This is a genomic window from Streptomyces sp. NBC_01283, from assembly GCF_041435335.1.
Taxonomy (GTDB): Bacteria; Actinomycetota; Actinomycetes; order Streptomycetales; family Streptomycetaceae; genus Streptomyces.
Genome location: NZ_CP108430.1, coordinates 4,831,676 through 4,854,181 on the forward strand (window position 1 = coordinate 4,831,676; position 22,506 = coordinate 4,854,181).

At 69.5% G+C, this 22,506-nt stretch carries 19 protein-coding genes and 1 tRNA gene; 12 read left to right on the top strand and 8 right to left on the bottom strand.

All coding sequences use genetic code 11. From position 1 onward, the window contains the following. Window positions 1-276: 276 nt before the first annotated feature. The 8 genes from purS to OG302_RS22080 all read left to right on the top strand — a co-directional run bounded on the left by purS (window position 277) and on the right by OG302_RS22080 (window position 7,302). On the top strand, window positions 277-528 hold the full coding sequence (purS, locus tag OG302_RS22045; RefSeq protein WP_135332092.1) for a phosphoribosylformylglycinamidine synthase subunit PurS: 252 nt from the start codon (window positions 277-279) through the stop codon (window positions 526-528). Continuing rightward, a complete protein-coding gene (purQ, locus tag OG302_RS22050; protein WP_371528339.1) occupies window positions 525-1,205 on the top strand; it encodes a phosphoribosylformylglycinamidine synthase subunit PurQ in 681 nt (226 codons plus the stop codon). The genes purS and purQ overlap by 4 nt, the downstream gene beginning before the upstream one ends. After that, window positions 1,205-3,454 carry a phosphoribosylformylglycinamidine synthase subunit PurL gene (gene purL, locus OG302_RS22055; RefSeq protein ID WP_371528340.1) on the top strand — a complete coding sequence of 750 codons (2,250 nt, stop codon included), beginning with the start codon at window positions 1,205-1,207 and terminating at the stop codon, window positions 3,452-3,454. The genes purQ and purL overlap by 1 nt, the downstream gene beginning before the upstream one ends. A gap of 105 nt (window positions 3,455-3,559) precedes the next feature. Continuing rightward, on the top strand, window positions 3,560-4,066 hold the full coding sequence (locus OG302_RS22060; RefSeq protein ID WP_361828673.1) for a helix-turn-helix domain-containing protein: 507 nt from the start codon (window positions 3,560-3,562) through the stop codon (window positions 4,064-4,066). A gap of 24 nt (window positions 4,067-4,090) precedes the next feature. Next, window positions 4,091-4,930 carry a M23 family metallopeptidase gene (locus OG302_RS22065; RefSeq protein WP_371528341.1) on the top strand — a complete coding sequence of 280 codons (840 nt, stop codon included), beginning with the start codon at window positions 4,091-4,093 and terminating at the stop codon, window positions 4,928-4,930. A gap of 5 nt (window positions 4,931-4,935) precedes the next feature. Further along, the gene (locus OG302_RS22070) at window positions 4,936-5,574 is read left to right on the top strand and encodes a TetR/AcrR family transcriptional regulator (protein WP_371528342.1); all 639 of its coding nucleotides are present in this window, start codon (window positions 4,936-4,938) and stop codon (window positions 5,572-5,574) included. 9 nt (window positions 5,575-5,583) lie between these two features. Then, window positions 5,584-6,378, top strand: coding sequence for a sterol carrier family protein (locus OG302_RS22075; protein WP_371528343.1), 795 nt, complete (start codon window positions 5,584-5,586; stop codon window positions 6,376-6,378). A 108-nt stretch (window positions 6,379-6,486) separates the two neighbouring features. Beyond that, the gene (locus OG302_RS22080; RefSeq protein WP_371528344.1) at window positions 6,487-7,302 is read left to right on the top strand and encodes an META domain-containing protein; all 816 of its coding nucleotides are present in this window, start codon (window positions 6,487-6,489) and stop codon (window positions 7,300-7,302) included. Here the strand turns inward: OG302_RS22080 and OG302_RS22085 are convergent. From OG302_RS22085 to OG302_RS22095, 3 genes are all read right to left on the bottom strand, one after another. Further along, window positions 7,268-8,596, bottom strand: a complete 1,329-nt coding sequence (locus OG302_RS22085) for a hypothetical protein (RefSeq protein ID WP_371528345.1) — start codon at window positions 8,594-8,596, stop codon at window positions 7,268-7,270. The two genes, OG302_RS22080 and OG302_RS22085, sit on opposite strands and share 35 nt — an antisense overlap. A gap of 159 nt (window positions 8,597-8,755) precedes the next feature. Beyond that, window positions 8,756-10,174: a sulfatase gene (locus tag OG302_RS22090; protein ID WP_371528346.1), complete on the bottom strand. Its 1,419-nt coding sequence runs from the start codon at window positions 10,172-10,174 to the stop codon at window positions 8,756-8,758. 76 nt (window positions 10,175-10,250) lie between these two features. Further along, window positions 10,251-10,352, bottom strand: coding sequence for a putative leader peptide (locus OG302_RS22095; RefSeq protein ID WP_361193438.1), 102 nt, complete (start codon window positions 10,350-10,352; stop codon window positions 10,251-10,253). A gap of 174 nt (window positions 10,353-10,526) precedes the next feature. On the opposite strand from OG302_RS22095, the gene purF reads away from it, so the two are divergent. Both purF and purM read left to right on the top strand, forming a co-directional pair. Further along, window positions 10,527-12,053: an amidophosphoribosyltransferase gene (gene purF, locus OG302_RS22100; RefSeq protein WP_371528347.1), complete on the top strand. Its 1,527-nt coding sequence runs from the start codon at window positions 10,527-10,529 to the stop codon at window positions 12,051-12,053. Window positions 12,054-12,090: 37 nt separating this feature from the next. Then, a complete protein-coding gene (gene purM / locus OG302_RS22105; protein WP_371528348.1) occupies window positions 12,091-13,158 on the top strand; it encodes a phosphoribosylformylglycinamidine cyclo-ligase in 1,068 nt (355 codons plus the stop codon). A 134-nt stretch (window positions 13,159-13,292) separates the two neighbouring features. Here the strand turns inward: purM and OG302_RS22110 are convergent, their stop codons facing one another. Then, window positions 13,293-13,550, bottom strand: a complete 258-nt coding sequence (locus OG302_RS22110) for a DUF3073 domain-containing protein (RefSeq protein ID WP_361828657.1) — start codon at window positions 13,548-13,550, stop codon at window positions 13,293-13,295. A gap of 290 nt (window positions 13,551-13,840) precedes the next feature. Beyond that, window positions 13,841-14,923 carry a Glu/Leu/Phe/Val dehydrogenase dimerization domain-containing protein gene (locus OG302_RS22115; RefSeq protein ID WP_361828655.1) on the bottom strand — a complete coding sequence of 361 codons (1,083 nt, stop codon included), beginning with the start codon at window positions 14,921-14,923 and terminating at the stop codon, window positions 13,841-13,843. A gap of 209 nt (window positions 14,924-15,132) precedes the next feature. On the opposite strand from OG302_RS22115, the gene OG302_RS22120 reads away from it, so the two are divergent. Next, the gene (locus OG302_RS22120) at window positions 15,133-16,035 is read left to right on the top strand and encodes a hypothetical protein (RefSeq protein ID WP_371528349.1); all 903 of its coding nucleotides are present in this window, start codon (window positions 15,133-15,135) and stop codon (window positions 16,033-16,035) included. A 534-nt stretch (window positions 16,036-16,569) separates the two neighbouring features. Continuing rightward, window positions 16,570-16,776, top strand: a complete 207-nt coding sequence (bldC, locus tag OG302_RS22125) for a developmental transcriptional regulator BldC (RefSeq protein ID WP_003949541.1) — start codon at window positions 16,570-16,572, stop codon at window positions 16,774-16,776. A 540-nt stretch (window positions 16,777-17,316) separates the two neighbouring features. On the opposite strand, the gene OG302_RS22130 is transcribed toward bldC, so the two are convergent. From OG302_RS22130 to hrpA, 3 genes are all read right to left on the bottom strand, one after another. Next, a complete protein-coding gene (locus OG302_RS22130) occupies window positions 17,317-17,538 on the bottom strand; it encodes a DUF6274 family protein (RefSeq protein WP_371528350.1) in 222 nt (73 codons plus the stop codon). Between the two features lie 606 nt (window positions 17,539-18,144). Further along, window positions 18,145-18,219 (bottom strand) — tRNA-Asp (locus tag OG302_RS22135). Between the two features lie 95 nt (window positions 18,220-18,314). Beyond that, complete coding sequence (gene hrpA, locus OG302_RS22140) at window positions 18,315-22,292, bottom strand: ATP-dependent RNA helicase HrpA (RefSeq protein ID WP_371528351.1); 3,978 nt, start codon at window positions 22,290-22,292, stop codon at window positions 18,315-18,317. Window positions 22,293-22,506 lie beyond the last annotated feature (214 nt).

The following is a 22,506-nucleotide window of genomic DNA, read 5'->3' on the forward strand; positions in this document are numbered from 1 at the left end:
GGCACTGTTATGTGCAAAGCATCGGCTAATGCCATTTCCTTTGTACAGTGCCCGGCAATGCATTGTGAAGCCCGACTAAATCCGCCCGCGTGTCCGGACGCAATGGCGATGCGTGATCTTTTCCTGGATTTTTCGCGAAGGTGCCCCGTTCGATACACGAGTATGAGTCGGAACGTGACCGTCCTCACGTAGGTTTCTACGAATCTACGCGAGTAGAATTTTTGTGCGGGTAGTCTGAAGGGACCGCTCAGCCAGCACCACACACCGGGAGTGCCAGTGGCACGCGTCGTAGTCGACGTCATGCTCAAGCCGGAGATCCTCGACCCCCAGGGCCAGGCGGTGCAGCGTGCACTGCCGCGCCTCGGATTCAAGGGGATCGCCGACGTACGTCAGGGAAAGCGCTTCGAACTCGAGGTGGACGGGCCCGTCGATGACGCGGCCCTCGCCCGTATCCACGAGATGGCGGAAACCTTCCTCGCCAACACCGTGATCGAGGACTTCTTCGTAAAGGTGGAGGAAGAGAAGTGACTGCCCGAATCGGAGTCGTCACTTTCCCCGGAACCCTCGACGACCGCGACACCCAGCGTGCCGTCCGCGTCGCAGGCGCCGAAGCCGTGCCGCTCTGGCACCGGGACAAGGACCTGAAGCAGGTCGACGCCGTGGTGCTGCCCGGCGGATTCTCGTACGGCGACTATCTGCGGGCCGGGGCCATTTCGCGGTTTTCGCCCGTCATGGAGTCGGTCATCGAGCAGGCGAAGGCGGGCATGCCGGTCCTCGGCATCTGCAACGGCTTCCAGGTGCTCACCGAGTCGCACCTGCTGCCCGGCGCGATGCTGCGCAACAACCACCTGCACTTCATCTGCCGCGAGCAGAAGCTGCGGGTGGAGACGGACCGGACCGCCTGGACCGCCGACTACACGGCGGGCCAGGAGATCCGGATCCCGCTCAAGAACATCGACGGCCAGTACACGGCCGACGAGCGGACCCTGGACATGCTGGAGGCCGAGGGCCGCGTCGCCTTCCGGTATCTGGAGGGCAACCCCAACGGCTCGCTCCGTGACATCGCCGGCATCACCAACGAGGCGGGCAATGTCGTCGGCCTCATGCCGCACCCCGAGCACGCCGTGGAGCCGCTGGTCGGGACCGGCCGCACCGACGGCCTCGGATTCTTCACCTCGATCCTGAAGAAGCTGGTCAACGCCTGATGACTCTGGACACCGTCAAGCACGCGGCGGAGACGCCCGACGTCAAGCTGCCCTGGGCCGAACTGGGCCTGAAGGAAGACGAGTACGCGCGCGTACGCGAGATCCTGGGCCGCCGTCCGACCGGCGCCGAGCTCGCCATGTACTCCGTCATGTGGTCCGAGCACTGCTCGTACAAGAGCAGCAAGGTCCACCTGCGCCAGTTCGGCGAGAAGGCCCCCGAGAACGACGCGATGCTCGTCGGCATCGGTGAGAACGCCGGTGTCGTCGACGTCGGCAACGGCTACGCGGTCACCTTCAAGGTCGAGTCGCACAACCACCCCTCGTACGTCGAGCCCTACCAGGGCGCGGCCACCGGTGTCGGCGGCATCGTCCGCGACATCATCGCGATGGGCGCGCGCCCGGTCGCGGTCGTGGACCCGCTGCGGATGGGCGCCGCCGACCACCCCGACACGAAGCGTGTCCTTCCGGGTGTCGTCGCGGGCATCGGCGGCTACGGCAACTGCCTTGGCCTGCCGAACGTCGGCGGCGAGCTCGTCTTCGACGCCTGCTACCAGGGCAACCCGCTGGTCAACGCCGGTGCCATCGGCGTCATGCGGCACGAGGACATCCACCTCGCCAAGGCCTCCGGCCCCGGCAACAAGGTCATCCTCTACGGGGCCCGTACCGGCGGTGACGGCATCGGCGGCGCGTCGATCCTGGCGAGTGAGACCTTCGACGACACGAAGCCGTCGAAGCGTCCGGCGGTCCAGGTCGGTGACCCCTTCCAGGAGAAGCTCCTCATCGAGTGCACCCTGGAGGCCTTCGCCGAGAAGCTGGTCGTCGGCATCCAGGACCTGGGCGCGGCCGGCCTCTCCTGCGCGACCTCCGAGCTGGCGTCCAACGGCTCCGGCGGCATGCGCGTCGAGCTCGACGACGTACCGCTGCGCGACTCCACGCTCACTCCCGAGGAAATCCTCATGAGTGAGTCGCAGGAGCGCATGTGCGCGGTCGTCGAGCCCGAGAAGGTCGAGCGCTTCCTCGCGATCTGCGAGAAGTGGGACGTCATCGCCACCGTCGTCGGTGAAGTGACGGACGGCGACCGGCTTGAGATCTTCTGGCACGGCGAGAAGATCGTCGACCTCGACCCGCGCACCGTCGCCCACGACGGCCCGGTCTACGAGCGCCCCTACGCCCGGCCGAAGTGGCAGGACGCCCTCCAGGCGGACGACGCCAACAAGCTTGCGCGTCCGGCGAGTCCGAAGGAACTGCGCGACCAGGTGCTCGCGGTCGTCGCGTCGCCGAACCAGGCCTCCAAGGCGTGGGTGACGGATCAGTACGACCGTTTCGTGCAGGGCAACACGGTGCTCGCGCAGCCCGAGGACTCCGGCATGGTCCGCATCGACGAGGAGACCGGCCTCGGTGTCGCCCTCGCCAACGACGGCAACGGCCGCTACTCGAAGCTCGACCCGTACGCGGGCGCGCAGCTGGCCCTGTCGGAGGCGTACCGCAACGTCGCCGCGACCGGCGCCCGGCCGCTCGCCGTCTCGGACTGCCTGAACTTCGGTTCGCCCGAGGACCCGGACGTGATGTGGCAGTTCGCCGAGACCACCCGCGGTCTCGCCGACGCCTGCCAGATCCTGGGCACCCCGGTGACCGGCGGCAACGTCTCGCTCTACAACCAGACGGGTGAGGCGGCGATCCACCCGACGCCCGTCGTCTCCGTCCTCGGTGTGATCGACGACGTCGCGCGCCGCACGCCGATGGCGTTCGCCGAAGAGGGCCAGCTCCTCTACCTCCTCGGTGACACCACCGAGGAGTTCGGCGGCTCGGCCTGGTCGCAGGTCGTCCACGACCACCTCGGCGGGCTTCCCCCGAAGGTGGACCTGGAGCGCGAGCGGCTGCTCGCCGAGATCCTGATCTCGGGCTCGCGCGACGGCATGATCGACGCCGCGCACGACCTCTCGGACGGCGGCCTCGCGCAGGCCGTCGCCGAGTCCTGCCTCCGCGGCGGGAAGGGCGCGCGCCTGGTCGTCCCGGACGGACTCGACGCGTTCACCCTCCTGTTCAGCGAGTCGGCGGGGCGCGCGGTCGTGTCCGTTCCCCGCTCCGAGGAGCTGCGCTTCACCGACATGTGCGGGGCGCGCGGGCTTCCCGCGACGCGGATCGGTGTGGTCGACGGTGACGCCGTGGAGCTCCAGGGCGAGTTCACGCTGACGCTGGCCGAGATCCGCGAGGCGCACGAGGGGACCCTGCCGGGGCTCTTCGCCTGATCGACCCCCTCCGACAGCCCCCGCCCGGACCAGGTCCGGGCGGGGGCTTCGGCGTTTCCGGCCACCGACTTGCACGAGATTACGTAATTACGTAATCTCCCACTCATGGATCTGGAAGAGCGCGTCGCCGAGCTCGAACGGCGCATGGCGGAGCTGGAGAGCGCGGGCCCGGCCGCGCCCGCCGTGGGAGAGGGTGACTTCTGGGCCCTCGACGCGCTGAAGGCACGGCACCCGGTGTCCGACGACGCGGACGGCGCCGTCATGTTCACCGGCTCGGTGCGCGTGCCGACGGGGCATCGCTACGAGTGGCAGTACGGGCTGCTCACCGAGACGGTGTTCGAGGGCGACTGGGCGGAGACGGCGGAGTCGTTCGCCGCGCTCGGCCATCCCGTGCGGCTGCGGCTGCTGCGGGAGATCCTCGGCGGTCTGCGCACCGCCGCCGATCTCGCCGCGCTCGACGACGTCGGCACGACGGGCCAGATCTACCACCACCTGCGCCAACTGACCGGCGCGGGCTGGCTGCACACCACGGAGCGCGGCCGGTACGAGGTTCCTGCCGGACGGGTGGTGCCGCTGCTCGTGGTGCTCACGGCCGCGCGCCCCGTGACCTGAACTGCTATGTACCAGGGGGAAGTCATGTCCGTAGACCGACGCAAGGCTGTCGCGCTCGTCCAGCATGGGCTGTGGGTGGTCTTCTTCGTCCAGGTCACCGTCGGGTTCTTCGTGGACCTGCCCTACAACTACTGGCTGAGCTGGCTGCCCGCGCTCGGCGCGATCGCCATCAGCCTGGTGGCCTCCCGCTCCGCCCGGCACGCGATAGCGGCGCAGCCCCCGGCCCCGGTCGAGGTCGCGGCGCCGGTCGCCGGCCGCTGGTCCGCCATCAACAGCCCCGCCGACAAGGTGCCGAGCCACGGCACGCACCACCTCGGGCAGACCTACGCCATCGACATCGCGGCCGAGCCGGAGGAAGGGCCGAAGCGCCCGGCCCCGGTGTGGTTCTGGCCCGTCGCCCACCGCAACCAGGCCTACCCCGCCTTCGGGGCGCCGCTGCACGCGGTGGCCGACGCCACCGTCGTGCACGCCGAGGACGGCCAGCGCGACCACCTCAGCCGCAGCTCCCTGGCCGGGGTCCTGTACTTCTGGCTGATCGAGGGCGTCGGCCGGACCATCGGCGGAACCCGCCGCGTCGTCGGCAACCACATCGTCCTCGACCTCGGTGAGGGGACGTACGCCATGTACGCGCACGTCCAGCGCGGCTCGCTCGCCGTCCGCACGGGGGACAAGGTGGCGGACGGGCAGATCCTCGCCCGCTGCGGCAACTCCGGCAACTCCACCGAACCCCACGTGCACTTCCAGCTCATGGACGGCCCCGACCTGGACACCGCGCGCGGTGTGGCGTTCCGCTGGCGGGGCATCGGGGTGCCCGCCAACGGTGAGACGTTCACGGTGCGGGAAGAGGCCACCCCGGTACCGTGACCTGCATGACTGAGGAGCTGGGGCTGCGCGCGCGCAAGAAGAAGCAGACCGCGTCGCGGATCTGGCGGGTCGCGGTGGACCTCTGCTCCGAGCGGGGCTTCGATCATGTCTCCGTGGCGGAGATCGCCGAGGCGGCCGAGGTGTCGAAGATGACCGTCTTCAACTACTTCGGCACCAAGGAAGGCGCGATCGTCAGCCCCATGGAGGAGCACGTCGGCGACCCGGCCCGCGCGGTGCGCGAGCGGCGGCCCGGCGAGTCCGCGGTCGCCGCGATGCGCGGGCAGTTCCTGGCGCAGATCGCCGGGCGCGATCCGTCGATCGGCCTCAGCGGCGACCCGCGTGCCCTCAAGGTGCGCCAGCTCATCAGCGAGACCCCGACCCTCGCGCACCGCATGGTGATCTTCCACATGCGCAGCGTCCAGCTCCTCGCGGACGCCCTCGCCGAGGAGACGGGCGACATGCTCCTCGCGCGGGTCGCCGCCTCCCAGCTGATCGGCGCCCGGAACGCGCTCATCGTCGACAACCACCAGCGCACCCTCCTCGGCGACCCGCTCGACGAGATCGCCAAGGACTGCGCGGAGGCCACCGAGCGGGTCTTCGGCCAGGTGGAAAAGGGTCTCCAGGGGTACCCCGGGAAGAATTAGGCTCGGCCCATGCCTCCGGCCAAGAAGCGCACGCGTGCGTACGACCCCGCCAAGATCCGCACCGCCGTGCTCGCCCAGTTCGGGAACGTACGGGAAGCGGTCGCCGCCCTGGAGCCCGCGCAGCTCGACCTGCCGACCCGGCTCGGCGGCTGGACCGTCCGCGAGCTGGCCGCACACCTCATGACGGCGCTCGGCGGCGCCACCCGGTTCCTGGCCATGCCGGAGCCCCCGGCACGCGAAGTGGCCCTGCTGGAATGGCCGTTCGCCACCGCGTCGGCCGCGGCGCAGGTCGACGAGGCGGCGCGGGCGTCCGCCGCGCAGGAGGACCTGGACGCGCTGTACACACAGACGCTCGCCGGCTTCGAGGCAGCGCTGCCCGACATCACGCAGGGGCGGCTGATGCCGACCCGGTTCGGCGCGATGACCCTCGACGACTTCCTGGTCACCCGCACCGTCGAACTCATCGTCCACACCGACGACCTGAACGACGCGGTGCCTGATCTGGGCATCCCGTACGACCGTCAGGCCCTGGCCGCCTGCACCCGGCTGCTCGCCGACGCCCTCGCGGTGAAGGCGCCCGGCGGCGCCGTCGAGGTCAGGATCCCGCCGTTCGCCGTGGTCCAGTGCGTGCAGGGCCCCCGGCACACCCGAGGCACCCCGCCGAACGTCGTCGAGACCGACCCGCTGACCTGGATCCGCCTCGCGACCGGGCGCACGGACTGGAAGACGGCGCTCGACGCGGCGAGGGTCAGTGCGAGCGGGGAGCGGGCCGACCTGGCGGAGCTGCTGCCGGTGATGAGCTAGCCGGTCGATCTCGGCGGCCCCGTCTCGCGGGGTCCGTCTCGGCGGGCCGGAGGGCCGTTTCGGCCGGGGGAAGGGAACCAGATCCGCCACTTCCTCCGTCACACCGCCATGCAGACGCAACGACTGACTCCGACCGTCATGGCCCTGGCCGCCGCGGGCATGCTCACCGCGTGCGGCACCGAGACCGGCTCGGGCAGCGGGTCCGTCGGGTCCCGACCGGCCATCACCGGCGTCCACTGGAGCGTCGAGAGCCTCACGGTGAACGGCAAGAAACAGCAGGCCCCGGCCGACGCCCACGTCGAGATCAACGACAAGGGCAAGGCCGAGGGCAACTACGGATGCAACGGCTTCACGGCCGACGCGTCGGTGGACGGCGACACCGTCGGCTTCGAGAACGCCGTCTCCACCAAGAGGGCCTGCGCGAAGCGGGACGCACAGGACTTCGAGAACACCTTCAAGCAGGCCCTCGGCAACGGCGACCTGAAGGCCGCGGTGGACGGCGACAAGCTGACGCTCACCACGGGCAAGGGAGACAGCGTGGCCCTCACCTCGGAGCCGGACGCCCCGCTGACGGGCACCAAGTGGAACGTGAACGCCGTCGGCGACGGCAAGGTCTCGGCGTCCCTGCCGAAGGAGGTCGAGGGCAAGGCCCATCTGACCTTCGGCAAGGACGGCACGGTCCGCGGCAACCTCGGCTGCAACAACGTCACGGCCAAGGCCGAGGTGAAGGACGGGACCATCACCCTGGGCGCCCCGCGGAGCACCCGGATGATGTGCGAGGGAGCCGCGGGCGACACCGAGAAGAAGCTGCTCAAGCTGTTCGACGGCAAGGTGAGCTACGAGCTGAGCCACGGCGGGCTCTCGCTCACCGCCGCCGACGGCACGGTCGTCAGCGCGAACGCCGCCGACCCGAAGGGGAAGTAGGGGCGACGCGGCGGGTGCGGGACTTCAGCAGGAACGCGCCGCCGAAGGCGAGCAGCAGGCCGCCGCCGACCGAGTAGGCGAGCGTGGTGTCCGAGTCGCCGCCGGTCTCGGCCAGTTCGGTGGAACCACCGGCGGGGCGCGCCGCGTTGGGGGCTTCCTCGGGTTCGTCCTCGGTGGTCGCGCCTTGCGTGTCCTTCGCGGGCTCGGCCGCCTTGGAGGGCGCCGCCACCCCGTCCAGGCTCACCCGCACCGTCGCCGCGTCGGCCCCGGCCTTCACGACCTTGACCTCGACCTTCCGTGCCTCGTCCGTGAGCGTCGTGCCCGCCTTGAGGGCGTCCACGTCGGCCGGTGCGTCGCTGTCGTCCCCGTCGGCGTCCGGCGTCGGGTCGATGAACGCCGACTTCGCGTAGTCCTTGCCCGGCACCCGGTAGGCGTGCACGCCCTGGATCCCGCCGTCGACGGTGCCGGACTCGTGCCGCAGCTCCACGACCAGGCGGTCGTCGCCCAGCGGGATGTCGAGCGCACGGACCCCGCCGCCGCTCCCGTACAGCGGACGCAGGTCGTACGTGCCGGATGTGCCGACCTTCGCGACCTCGCCGCCCGTGAGCCACTTGTTGTGCAGCAGCTCGGGCGAGGTGAGGCCGGCCTCCCAACCGCCGCCGCCCATCGGGGTCTTGTGGCTGGTGCCGTCCTCCTCGCAGCCCTCGCCGAGGTCGCCGTCAGGGCAACGCAGCCGCATGTGGTGGCTGTAGCCGAAGTTGTGGCCGAACTCGTGGACCAGGGCCGTCATCGACATCTTGCCGTCGGCGCCGACGGGCATCCAGGTGGTGCCGCCGCCGACGGTGCCGAGCGCGAGCCAGTCGCAGCCCGCCCTCTCCGAGGGGAAGACGAGCGACAGGTGGTCGTAGCTGTCCTCGGGGACGCCCTCCGCGGCGAGCGCCTTCCGCGTCAGGTCGTTGATCTTGCCGGTGTCGCAGCCGGTGGCCGCGAGATCGATGTCCACGGGCCCGGTGACGCCGTCGCCCTCGGCGGCCTTGAAGGTGGTCGCGCCTCCGGTGACCTCGTTGTAGTACGAGGTGAGGGAGCCGCTGCCGCCGAAGTAGTTGTCCTTCAGGGCCGTTTCGAGCGTGCCCGCGTCCGGGATCCGGCTGTCCGTGAAGTTCACCATGGCGACCTGTACGCGCCGCTCCGGCTCGTCGGCGGCGGGCGCGGGCGCGGCGGAAACGGCGGTCAGGGCGGCGGCTGCGGCGGCCACCGCGGCCGGTACGAGGCAGAGGCGCGGGGACGGTTTCATGGGGGACCTTCCGGGTGGGAGTGCGCGCGGGCCTGATGATCAACTCGGGTGCGCGCCAGGCACGCTAGCGATCACTTCGGCCCGCGCGAACCCCTGGGAAGGCTTCTTAGGCCGCGCTTAAGGCTCAGTTCAGGCAGCCGGGTCCCCGCGAAGCCCAGGTCACGCGCCCGGGTACGGCAGCAGCCCCTTGTCCGTCTTCTCCCAGGCCGCCTTCAGCTCGGCGAGCAGCTTCGGCTCGTCCGGCGCCCGGTCGGCCTGCTCGCGCTGATCCGCCGCGAGGTTGAAGAGCTGGTCCTTGCCGCCCTTGCCCCGGTAGTACTTCCACTGCCCGCGCCGCAGCGCCCGCTCCCCGCGCACCCGCCAGAACAGCTCCCGCTCGGCGAGCTCCTCGCCCTTGAGGAGGTAGGGCGCGAGGCTGGTCCCGTCCAGCTCGTACGCGGGGTTCGGCCTCGCACCGCCGATCTCCAGGAGCGTCGCCGTCCAGTCCGGGGTGAACACGGGCTCGTGGCTGACCTGCCCGCCGTCGAGCCGCGCGGGCCAGCGCACGATGGTCGGCACACGGATGCCGCCCTCCTGGAGCGAGGCCTTGTTGCCCGACAGGGGCCAGTTGTACGAGAAGCGCTCACCGCCGTTGTCCGAGGCGAAGAAGACGAGGGTGTCCCGCTCCTGCCCGGACTTCTTCAGGGCCTTCAGAACCTCACCGACCGACCGGTCCAGGTCCTGCACCATCTCCGTGTACTTCTCGACGGAGCCGCCGTCCTGATGCCAGAGCGCACCCTTCTCGCCCGCCTTGATCCGCCGTACGATCTCGGCGCTCTCCTCCTTGTCGCCGTCCGCTATCCAGGGCCAGTGCGGGGTGGTGAAGTTCAGGTTGAGCAGCCACGGCTTGTCGCCGTGGTCCCGCTGGACGTACTCGCTCGCCCGCTCGGTCAGGATGCGCGTGTAGTAGCGCAGGTCCTTGTACTCGGCGTCGCCCTCGTAGAGGTCGTACTCACCGCCGAGCCCGAGCTTGGAGTAGTACTCCAGGGCGCCGCCGAAGTTCCCGAAGAACTCGTCCCAGCCCGATCGGGTCGGCGAGTAGTCCGGCAGGTAACCGCAGTGCCACTTGCCGATGAGCGCGGTCGCGTACCCGGCGTCCCGCAGCAGCGAGGCCAGCGTCGGATGCGTCGGTTCGAGGCCGACGGACTTGTCCGCGATCGGCTCCGCGAGCCCGCCCTTCGTACGCCCGGGGAAGCGCCCCGTGTAGAGGCTGAAGCGGGTCGGCGAGCAGGTCGCGGACCCGGAGTAGGCGTCGGTGAACCGCACGCCCTGGCGCGCGAGGCGGTCCAGGTTCGGGGTCTTGATGTGCGGCGACCCGTAGGAGGAGAGGTCCGCCCAGCCCAGGTCGTCGCCGAGGATGAAGAGGATGTTCGGCCGCTTGGCGCTCCGGCCCGGGGCGGCGCGGAAGGGCCGCTCCCGGGCCTCGGCGGCAGCGGGCAGACCCACCGCGGCGGCGGCACCGGCACCCACGGCACCGGTGAAGGCACGTCGGGACAGAGCGGACTTTTCGTACGAGGACGAGGGCGAGGACGAGGGCATGGCGGCGCTCCTGAACGGGGCACGGCGCGGCAGCGGCTCGTACCCGGAGTCGGGAAAAGTGAGACGGAGAGTGAGTTCAGGCAGCGCTGCGACAGATGGCGCTCGCGACACGGACCAGGTCGACGTGGCGGCGCTCCACAAGGGTGACCGAAGGGTCACCGAGGGGTTGCAGGGGCATGGACCAGGAGCTTCATGGGCCCCGCCCGCCCCTGTCAACGCTCGTGCTCACCTGTTCACAAGGGCTTCGTACTCCGCGTACGCACGGGGAGTCCACCGGGGCCGCGCTCACGCTCCGTGCGGGGTCCGTATCCCCAATTCGGACCAGTGGTCGATCTCGCCTACACTCGATGTCGTGCCACGTGGTGACGGTCGACTCAATCATGATCTGCTCCCCGGCGAGAAAGGCCCCCAGGACGCTTGCGGCGTCTTCGGTGTCTGGGCTCCGGGTGAAGAGGTCGCCAAGCTCACTTACTTCGGGCTGTACGCCCTCCAGCATCGAGGCCAGGAGTCCGCGGGAATCGCGGTCAGCAACGGCTCCCAGATCCTTGTCTTCAAGGACATGGGGCTCGTCTCCCAGGTCTTCGACGAGACTTCCCTCAGCTCGCTCCAGGGTCATATCGCGGTCGGTCACGCCCGCTACTCGACCACCGGAGCCTCCGTCTGGGAGAACGCCCAGCCGACGTTCCGTGCCACCGCGCACGGCTCGATCGCGCTCGGGCACAACGGAAATCTCGTCAACACGGCCCAGCTCGCCGAGCTGGTCGCCGCCCTGCCCAAGGAGAACGGCCGCGCGACCCAGGTCGCGGCGACCAACGACACCGACCTGGTGACGGCTCTCCTCGCCGGCCAGGTGGACGACGACGGCAAGCCCCTCACCATCGAGGAAGCGGCCACCAAGGTCCTCCCGGAGGTCCGGGGCGCCTTCTCCCTCGTCTTCATGAACGAGCACACGCTGTACGCGGCCCGCGACCCGCAGGGCATCCGCCCGCTGGTCCTCGGCCGCCTGGAGCGCGGCTGGGTCGTCGCCTCGGAGTCCGCCGCTCTCGACATCTGCGGCGCCAGCTTCGTCCGCGAGGTCGAGCCCGGCGAGTTCATCGCGGTCGACGAGAACGGACTGCGAACGTCCCGATTCGCTGAAGCGAAGCCCAAGGGCTGTGTCTTCGAATACGTCTATCTGGCGCGTCCCGACACGGACATCGCCGGCCGGAACGTCTACCTCTCGCGCGTCGAGATGGGCCGGAAACTCGCCGAGGAAGCTCCCGCCGAGGCCGACCTCGTCATAGCGACCCCGGAGTCCGGAACGCCCGCCGCGGTCGGTTACGCGGAAGCCTCCGGCATCCCCTTCGGCGTCGGCCTGGTGAAGAACGCCTACGTGGGCCGGACCTTCATCCAGCCCTCGCAGACGATCCGCCAGCTCGGCATCCGTCTCAAGCTGAACCCCCTCAAGGAAGTCATCAAGGGCAAGCGTCTTGTCGTCGTCGACGACTCGATCGTGCGCGGCAACACCCAGCGCGCCCTGGTCAAGATGCTCCGCGAGGCCGGGGCCGCCGAGATCCACATCCGGATCTCGTCCCCGCCCGTGAAGTGGCCCTGCTTCTTCGGCATCGACTTCGCGACCCGCGCGGAGCTCATCGCCAACGGCATGACGATCGACGAGATCGCCAAGTCCATGGGCGCCGACTCCCTCTCGTACATCTCCATCGACGGCATGATCGAGGCCACGACCATCGACAAGCCGAACCTGTGCCGCGCCTGCTTCGACGGCGTGTACCCGATGGACCTCCCCGACCCCGAGCTGCTCGGCAAGCAGCTCCTGGAGACGGAGCTGGCCGCCGGTCCGGCGTCCACGGCAGCGGCCGACGCGATCCGTCGCCCGTAAGCCACCCGTAGTAACGACACGAAAGCTCTCATCCCCCATGCCTGAGACCACCGGTGCCAGCTACGCCTCCGCAGGCGTCGACATTGAAGCGGGCGACCGCGCCGTCGAGCTGATGAAGGAGTGGGTGAAGAAGACGAAGCGCCCCGAGGTCCTCGGCGGCATCGGCGGCTTCGCCGGACTCTTCGACGCCTCCGCCCTCAAGCGCTTCGAGCGCCCCCTGCTCGCCTCCGCCACCGACGGCGTCGGCACGAAGGTCGACGTGGCCCGCCAGCTCGGCGTGTACGACACCATCGGGCACGACCTGGTCGCGATGGTCATGGACGACATCGTGGTGTGCGGCGCCGAGCCGCTCTTCATGACCGACTACATCTGCGTCGGCAAGGTCCACCCCGAGCGTGTCGCGGCCATCGTGAAGGGCATCGCCGAGGGCTGCGTCCTCGCCGGCTGCGCCCTCATCGGCGGCGAGACCGCCGAGCACCCGGGTCTCCTCGGCCCCGACGACTTCGACGTCGCGGGCGCCGGTACGGGCGCGGTCGAGGCCGACCGCGTGCTCGGCCCGGATCGCATCCGTAAGGGTGACGCGGTGATCGCCATGGCGGCCTCCGGCCTTCACTCGAACGGGTACTCGCTCGTCCGGCACGTGGTCTTCGACCGCGCGGGCTGGTCCCTGGACCGCCAGGTCGAGGAGTTCGGCCGCACGCTCGGCGAGGAGCTCCTGGAGCCCACCAAGATCTACTCCCTGGACTGCCTGGCGCTCACCCGCACCACGGACGTCCACGCCTTCAGCCACATCACGGGCGGCGGTCTCGCGGCGAACCTGGGCCGGGTCATCCCGGACGGTCTGCACGCGATCGTCGACCGTGGGACGTGGACGCCCGGCGCGGTCTTCGACGTGGTCGGCAAGGCCGGTCAGGTCGAGCGCCTGGAGCTGGAGAAGACGCTGAACATGGGCGTCGGCATGATGGCGATCGTCCCCGAGGAGTCCGCCGACGCGGCCCTCACGACCCTCGCGGACCGCGGTGTGGACGCCTGGATCGCCGGTGAGATCACCGAGCGCGGCGACCACGCGACGGGCGCAGAGCTCATCGGTGACTACGCGAAGTAGGCCCGTGCGGCAGCCTGCGGGGCAGTCCTCAGGGCAGCACAAAACCCGGTCCGGTGTGGTGACCACCCCGGACCGGGTGAGGTGCAGTTGCTACGAGAACTGCGAATACTGCAGGTGCTGCGAATGCAACGAGGTCAAGCGCCGCGGCGCTGCGACGAAGGCCCGGACTCGTCGGCGGAGTCCTCGTCATCGTCGTCGTTGTACACGTCCGCGTACTGGGCGTACGGGTCGTCTTCCTCGTCGTCGTCCTCGAACGGCTCGCCATTCGGCGGCTGTTGCGAAGTCGAAGCGCCCAGCTCATTGGCCAGGCGCGAGAGGTCAGTCCCGCCGCTGCTGTACTTCAGCTGGCGGGCGACCTTCGTCTGCTTGGCCTTTGCCCGGCCGCGCCCCATGGCTCGACCCCCTCGGATATGGGGCTTGGTGACCCCAGAGTCTTGACACGCGTTCATGATCAGGAACGGGCTCTCCGTGGAGAGGCCGGTCCGTAGGGCTTCCACGGTACCTGCTCCTGCGGCCATACGGTACGTCGCCCGCAGGACGCGCCTAAGCGCAGAACCGGCGAGGAGCCCTGTCCTCGCTGGTCAACTGCGATTTTAACCTCTTCTTGTCGGGCGACCCGCCGACGGGGGTGAGTCTTGTCTCTCGCGCACGTCGGCGGGGCCCTTTCACGGCACCTGCGGGGTCAGCGGAGGCGGGCCTCCGCCATCCGCTGCTCGGCGATCCTGTCGGCCGCCGCGGCCGGCGGAATACCGTCTTCCTTCGCACGAGCGAATATGGCAAGAGTGGTGTCGAAGATCTTCGACGCCTTCGCCTTGCACCGGTCGAAGTCGAAGCCGTGCAGTTCGTCGGCGACCTGGATCACGCCGCCGGCGTTCACCACGTAGTCGGGCGCGTAGAGGATCCCGCGGTCGGCGAGGTCCTTCTCCACACCGGGGTGCTCCAGCTGGTTGTTGGCGGCGCCGCAGACCACCTTGGCGGTGAGCACCGGCACGGACTGGTCGTTCAGGGCGCCGCCCAGCGCGCAGGGGGCGTACACGTCGAGGCCCTCGACCCGGATCAGCGCCTCGGTGTCGGCGACGGCCGTCACGGAGGGGTGCTTGTGGGTGACCCGGGTGACGGACTCCTCGCGGACATCGGTGATCACGACCTCGGCGCCGTCCTCCAGGAGGTGCTCGACGAGGTGGTGGCCGACCTTGCCGACGCCCGCGACGCCGACCTTGCGGCCGCGCAGCGACGGGTCGCCCCACAGGTGCTGGGCGCTGGCCCGCATGCCCTGGAAGACACCGAACGCGGTGAGCACGGAGGAGTCGCCAGCGCCGCCGTTCTCGGGGGAGCGGCCGGTCGTCCAGCGGCACTCGCGCGCGACGACGTCCATGTCCGCGACGTAGGTGCCGACGTCGCACGCCGTGACGTAGCGGCCGCCGAGCGAGGCCACGAAGCGGCCGTAGGCGAGGAGCAGCTCCTCGCTCTTGATCTGCTCCGGGTCGCCGATGATCACGGCCTTGCCGCCGCCGTGGTCGAGACCGGCCATGGCGTTCTTGTACGACATCCCGCGCGCGAGGTTCAGCGCGTCCGCGACGGCCGCTTCCTCGCTCGCGTACGGATAGAAGCGGGTGCCGCCGAGGGCCGGGCCCAGGGCGGTGGAGTGGATGGCGATGACGGCCTTGAGGCCGCTGGCACGGTCCTGGCAGAGCACTACTTGCTCATGGCCCCCCTGGTCCGAGTGGAACAGGGTGTGCAGGACGCCGTTGTCTGCTTCGGTCACTGTGGTGACTCCCGGTCAAGTGGCGGCGGTTGGGCGGACGCCCGTGCGGGTGGCGGGGCCCGTTGGGCATGAGACTAGAGCCTGGAAGAACCCGGTGGCCGCGCAGTGCCGAGGATCACCCTCTACCGGCGCAGCGACCGGTACGGCGGAGTTCGGCCATGGCACGATTTGCAGTGTTTTCCAGCCGGTACGCGGGGGAGGGAGCAGCCGTGCCCAAGGTCTCTTCGTTGGTCGTTCCATACGCGTCCTACTTGCGCGTCTATGAGCCCCTCGCCGCTTTCCCGGAGCCCGAGCGCGGCCATTGGGCCCGCTACGCGCGACGTACCGACCGCCCCTCGTACCAGGACGAACTCCGCCGCTCGCTGGCCGACTTGCTGCCCACCCCGCCGGTTCCCGTGCCGGTGCACGAGAGCAGCGACGCGTTCGTGGTGGAGGCCGACGGAGTGGTGTGCGTCTGCCCCTGGCGCACCCGGCTGCGCGGCTGGCAGGCCCTGGGGGAGCTGTCGGGGCAGCTGCCGACGCCGGTCCTCGACGCGGTCCTGCCGCCGGTGGTGCGCCGCCAGACGGCCGCGGACTACGAACAGTGGCTCGCCCGGAACCCTGACGCGCGCCCCTGGATCCGTACGTCGACGTGGCAGGTGCCGCTGAACTGGTTCGTGCTCGTCTCGGACAAGGAGCGTCAGTTCGAGAAGGGTTACGAGAAGAGGGGCGACGGGGACGACGCGGGGTCCGAGGCCACCGAGGGGGAGGAGGCGGCGGTGCCCTGCGCGCCCGTCCTCCGCTACCGCACACCGATGGTGCAGGCCCGGCGCAGGGTGGCCCGCGGGCTCAGGACGCTGCGGGACACCCTCGACGACGGACCGCTCGTCGAGGGGCTGACGGACGTGGGCCGGTGGCTGGAGGAGTTCCATCCGCGCTCCCTGGTGGAGCTCGACTACGGCGGGCTCGTGCACGCCCTGTCCGAGGAGCAGCTCGCCGACGACCACTCGGCGGCGGACGTGGCGGAGGGAATCGAGGCGCTGCGCAACGGCGACGGCGCGGGGGCCGGCGAGGCGTATGCGAGGCTCATGGAGCGATGGAGGGCGGTCCGGGACCGCCAGTTCTCGAACTGAACGTCGGCCGGTCCTCGAACTGAGCGTCGGTCTGTTCTCGAACTGAACGTCATCCAGGCGCGCGTGGGCCATCCCTACGTGTCGCCTACACGGGACGTAGGTCCCGATCCGGGCTTTTGTGTCAAGCGTGACGGACCGCACTTACTGGGCTCTTGCGCCCATCGCCCCCCCTCGTGCCAAAATAGGACAAGGAGTCCGGGGAGGGCTCCTTCCGTCCATGTTCGGGCGGAATGCTCGACATTGCACGCTATGGGGGGTCTGTCGACTCCTGATCGCTCTGTGACTGATCGTCACTGTGGCGTGACTGTCCGCTATGGCATGGTCCATCGGCTTCCGTCGCTGATAGACACCTGGGAGGGCAATTCCATCGGTTTGGCCGACGTGGCTGGACGGATGGTGTAGTTGTAGTGCCGAGGACAAGCCGTTCGTCCTATAACCGACTCGACTCGCGTCCGCCATTTCGGGCAACGCGGGTCAAGGTGCAGAATTTAGAGGAATGAACCGAGAAGGTTCGGTTCTCCGAGGAGGCCGCTCATGACCGCTCGCACCCCTGATGCCGAGCCGCTGCTGACCCCGGCTGAGGTTGCCACGATGTTCCGCGTCGACCCTAAGACGGTGACGCGATGGGCCAAGGCTGGCAAGCTCACGTCGATTCGCACGCTCGGCGGGCATCGCCGTTACCGCGAGGCCGAGGTCCGCGCACTGCTCGCGGGTATCCCGCAGCAGCGCAGCGAGGCCTGATTTACCGCATTACCGCAGTACCCGGACGAAAAGTACGTCCGCTGTCGGGTCCCCCAACCCGTCCGCACCGTCCGACCAACAGCTACACGCGACGCGGGTCCCGCCCCAACGGGCCCCACGCCTGAGCCTCATGGGTGAGTCGTTTCGATCGCGCTGGACTCCGCCGGGTCCAGCGCGATCTTTTTTTGTGCACCCAGGAGGCCCTGGTGAGCGCCGCCGTGAGCGGGCTTGTTGGTCTCTGAGGAGTGCTGGGGCCGTCCTTTGGGGAGGCTGTGGTGGCGCCCTTCCGCCGGCCTTGTGCCGTCCGGGCGGACGATCGGCGGACACCGTGCCGGGTGGTGCAATTGCACATATTAAATTGACCGGTTGTAGGACGGGTGTAAGTTCCGGGTTTTTCAAAACCACTTCGGTGACACCCGTCACATGCCGTGTCCCTTGTTGCCCGCGACACCTCTGGGCTAGAGGGGATCCCGCAGGGCGCAGGGGAGTTGCCTACCCCTCACCCTCCCACCGCCGGGGTGGGCCGCGGGACGGCTTTGGTCACGCGTTCGGGGGACTTTCGTCCTCGCTCGGCTCGCAGCCGCCCTCACAGCCGCTCTGGGCGCCCGGAGAGGCGGCGGAGGAGGTCTCCAGGGCGAGCCGCTCCAGCCGGTGGCAGATCGGGCAGTGCCGGGTCAGATGGCGATAGCTCGTCGCCGCGGAGAGGTGGGCGCGCAGGAGAGCGCGGGTCTCGTGTCGTGCGGACGCCGCTGAAGCCGTCATACGCCACCTCCAGATGAGGAGCCGGTCCCGCCCCGCTCCCTGCTGTCTAGGTACCGGCGGAATGTGACGCAGTCAAGACGCGGGGCACACGAACGGGCCGCGTCCCAGGGGGATACGGCCCGTGTCGGCGTACGCAAGCAGGGCCGCGTCCGGCGAGCGGATGCGGCCGTGCTTGTTCGGCGGTCCTGACGGGATTTGCTGTGTCTGATTGCGGCTGCGCCGCGGGCGCGGCCTCCGCCTCGACAGGGTGGCGAGCGGGCGCGTGGGGCGGGATGTGAAGAAGGGCCGCGTCCGGCGAGCGGGTGCGGCTCTGCTTGTTCGGCGGTCCTGACGGGATTTGCTGTGTCTGATTGCGGCTGCGCCGCGGGCGCGGCCTCCGCCTCGACAGGGTGGCGAGCGGGCGCGTGGGGCGGGATGCGAAGAAGGGCCGCGTCCGGCGAGCGGGTGCGGCCCTGCTTGTTCGGCGGTCCTGACGGGATTTGCTGTGTCTGATTGCGGCTGCGCCGCGGGCGCGGCCTCCGCCTCGACAGGGTGGCGAGCGGGCGCGTGGGGCGGGATGCGAAGAAGGGCCGCAACCGGCGAGCGGGTGCGGCCCTTCTTTTACTGCGGTCCTGACGGGATTTGAACCCGCGGCCTCCACCTTGACAGGGTGGCGAGCACTCCAAACTGCTCCACAGGACCTTGCTTTGCGGCGCTGATTGCTGCGTTGCGCTGCGAGACGAAACTGTACAGCAGCCCTGGCCCGCCGGTCGAACTCGCTCTGCGTGAAGGTTCCGTTACGGCGCTGCCGCGTCGATCGCCTTCACGATCCGCTTGTCCGAGACGGGGTACGCCGTGCCCAGCGCGTGCGCGAAGTAGCTGACGCGCAGCTCCTCCAGCATCCAGCGGATGTCCAGGACCTCCCGCGGCACGGGCCGCCCCTGCGGGAGCTGCTCCAGGAGCCAGGCGTACTCGTCCTGCATCTCGTGGACCTTCTCCATGCGCGAGGTGTCCCGCTGGACGTTCGTCGGCATCTGCTGGAGGCGCCGGTCGGCGGCCGTCATGTAGCGCATCAGGTCCGCGAGGCGGCGGATGCCGGTGGCCGTGACGAAGCCGGGGCCGACGAGGGCGTCCAACTGCGCCCGGACGTCGGCGAGGTTGGCCAGGAGGGTCGGGCTCTTCGTCGACTTCAGGCGGCGCTCACAGGCCTGCCAGGCGGCGAGGACCTGCTGGACCTGGCTCACCGTGCGGACGGTGGTGTCGACGATCTCCGCGCGCACCTTCTCGTACAGCTTGCGGTACGACTCCTCGTCCCAGGCGGGACCGCCGAAATCGCCGATCAGCTTGTCCGCCGCCGCCATCGCGCAGTCCGCGAAGAGCGCCTGGATGGAGCCGTGCGGATTCGCGGACAGGGCGATCTTCTGGGCGTTGGTCAGCTTGTCCGAGGCGAACTTGGCCGGATTCACCGGGATGTTGCGCAGAATCAGGCGGCGCGTTCCCTTCCACATCGCCTGCTGCTGCTCGGCCTCGGTGTCGAAGAGGCGTACGGAGACTGTGTTCGCCGCGGAGCCGTCGTCCACGAGCGCCGGGTACGCCTTCACCGGCTGGCCCGCGCGACGCGTCTCGAAGACGCGGCTGAGGGAGCCGATGGACCAGTCGGTGAGGCCGGAGCGCTCGACCGCCGAGCCGCCCGTCTTCTCCGCGGTCGCGGCCGCCGCCTGGGAGAGGGCCTTGCGGGCCTTCGGGCGGAGCTGGAGCTTCAGCGCCTCCAGGTCCTTGTCCTCGGCGAGGTTCCTGCGCCGCTCGTCGATGATCCGGAAGGTGATCTTCAGGTGGTCCGGTACGCGCGTGAGGTCGAAGTCGTCCGGTGAGACGGGGACGCCGACCATCCGCTGGAGCTCGCGCGCGAGCGTCACGTGCAGCGGCTCCTGGAGGGGCACGGCCCGCTCCAGGAACGCCTTCGCGTAGTTCGGGGCGGGGACGTAGTGCCGGCGGATCGGCTTGGGCAGGGAGCGGATCAGCTCGATCACGACCTCCTCGCGCAGGCCCGGGATCTGCCAGTCGAAGCCGTCCGCCGTGACCTGGTTCAGGACCTGGAGCGGGATGTGGACCGTGACGCCGTCCGCGTCCGCGCCCGGCTCGAACTGGTACGTCACCTTGAACTTGAGCGGCCCCTGCCGCCACGAGTCGGGGTAGTCGTCCTTCGAGACGTCACCGGCGCGTTCGTTGATCAGCATCGAGCGCTCGAAGTCGAGCAGCTCCGGCTCCTCGCGCTGTTTCTTCTTCCACCAGGAGTCGAAGTGCGCGCCGGACACGACGTCCTCGGGCACCCGCTGGTCGTAGAAGTCGAAGAGCGTCTCGTCGTCGACGAGGATGTCGCGGCGCCTGGCCCGGTGCTCCAGCTCCTCCACCTCGGTGAGGAGGCGGCGGTTGGCGGCGAAGAACTTGTGGTGCGTGCGCCAGTCGCCCTCGACGAGCGCGTTGCGGATGAACAGGTCGCGGGAGACCTCGGGGTCGATGCGGCCGTAGTTCACCTTGCGGTCGGTGACGAGCGGGATGCCGTACAGCGTGACCTTCTCGACCGCCATCACCGCGGCCTGGTCCTTCTCCCAGTGCGGCTCGCTGTACGTGCGCTTCAGGAGGTGCTGGGCGAGCGGCTCGACCCACTCCGGCTCGATGCGCGCGTTGACCCGGGCCCACAGGCGGGAGGTCTCGACGAGCTCGGCCGACATGATGAAGCGCGGGGGCTTCTTGAAGAGCGCGGAGCCCGGGAAGACCGCGAACTTGGCGTTGCGCGCGCCCAGGTACTCGCCCCGCCCGCCGCGCTGCTTGGGGTCGCTGTCCTTGGACTCCTTCACGTCCTTCATCCCGATGTGGGAGAGGAGGCCGGCCAGGAGCGAGATGTGCACCTGCTGTTCGGGGGCGTCGTCCTCGTTGAGATGGATGCCCATCTGCTTGGCGACCGTGCGCAGCTGCGTGTAGATGTCCTGCCACTCGCGGATCCGCAGGAAGTTCAGGTACTCCGACTTGCACATCCGGCGGAACGAGGACGAGCCGCGCTCCTTCTGCTGCTCGCGGATGTACCGCCACAGGTTGAGGAAGGCCAGGAAGTCGGAGGTCTCGTCCTTGAAGCGCGCGTGCTGCTGGTCCGCCTGCGTCTGCTTCTCGGCGGGGCGCTCGCGCGGGTCCTGGATGGAGAGCGCGGCGGCGATCACCATGACCTCGCGTACGCAGCCGTTCTTGTCGGCCTCCAGGACCATGCGGGCCAGGCGCGGGTCGACCGGCAGCTGGGCCAGCTTGCGGCCTTCCTGGGTGAGGCGCTTCTTCGGGTCCTTCTGCGTGGGGTCGAGCGCGCCGAGCTCCTGGAGGAGCTGTACGCCGTCGCGGATGTTGCGGTGGTCCGGCGGGTCGATGAAGGGGAACTTCTCGATGTCGCCGAGACCGGCGGCGGTCATCTGCAGGATGACGCTCGCCAGGTTCGTACGGAGGATCTCCGCGTCGGTGAACTCGTCGCGGGCGACGAAGTCCTCCTCCGAGTACAGGCGGATGCAGATGCCGTCCGACGTACGGCCGCAGCGGCCCTTGCGCTGGTTGGCGCTGGCCTGGCTGATCGCCTCGATGGGCAGCCGCTGCACCTTCGTGCGGTGGCTGTAGCGGGAGATGCGGGCCGTGCCCGGGTCGATGACGTACTTGATGCCCGGGACGGTCAGGGAGGTCTCGGCGACGTTCGTCGCGAGGACGATGCGTCTGCCTGTGTGCTGCTGGAATACACGGTGCTGCTCGGCATGCGAGAGGCGTGCGTAGAGGGGGAGGACTTCGGTGAACTTGTAGTTCTTCTTGTTCAGCGCGTCCGCCGTGTCGCGGATCTCGCGCTCCCCGGAGAGGAAGACGAGGATGTCGCCCTTGCCCTCGCCCTGGAGCTCCTCGACGGCGTCGGTGATCGCGGTGATCTGGTCGCGGTCGCTGTCCTCGGAGTCCTCTTCGAGGAGCGGGCGGTAGCGGACCTCGACGGGATACGTACGGCCGCTGACCTCGACGATCGGGGCGTCACCGAAGTGCCGGGAGAAGCGCTGCGGATCGATGGTCGCCGAGGTGATGACGACCTTCAGGTCCGGGCGCCTGGGCAGCAGCTGGGCGAGATAGCCCAGCAGGAAATCGATGTTCAGGGACCGCTCGTGGGCCTCGTCGATGATGATCGTGTCGTACGCGCGCAGCTCGCGGTCCGTCTGGATCTCGGCCAGCAGGATGCCGTCCGTCATCAGCTTCACGTACGTGTCGGCGCCCACCTGGTCGGTGAAGCGGACCTTCCAGCCGACGGCCTCGCCGAGCGGGGTGTTCAGCTCGTCGGCCACGCGCTCGGCGACCGTGCGGGCCGCGATACGGCGGGGCTGGGTGTGTCCGATCATGCCGCGGACGCCACGGCCGAGCTCCATGCAGATCTTGGGGATCTGCGTCGTCTTTCCGGAGCCCGTCTCGCCCGCGACGATCACGACCTGGTGGTCGCGGATCGCCTCGGCGATGTCGTCCTTCTTCTGGCTGACCGGGAGCTGTTCGGGATACGTGATCTTGGGCAGACGGCTGCCCCGCTCGGCCATCCGCGCCGCGGCCTTGTCGACGTCCGCCTCGATTTCGGCGAGGACGGCGGCTCGGGCCTCGGGCTTGCGGATCCGGCGCGCACCCTCCAGCCGGCGTCCGATCCGGTGCTCGTCGCGCAGCGACAGCTCGGAAAGACGCGGGGCGAGGGTGTCGAGGGTGAGGGCAGGCTGCGTAGACATACGGCGTCCAGGATCTCACCCGCCGCTCGGAGGTGGCGAACCGATTTATCCGGCGGGGCGCCCGGGCACGTACGATTCCGGGCATGTTGTCCCGTGCGCGTGCGTCGTGGTGCCCCTTGCTGGGGGTACTGCTCGTGGTGCTCGGGGCGTTCTGCGCGCCTGCGATGGCCGTGGAGCGGGAGCCTGTGGCGAAGCCTGCGGTGTCGGTACCGGT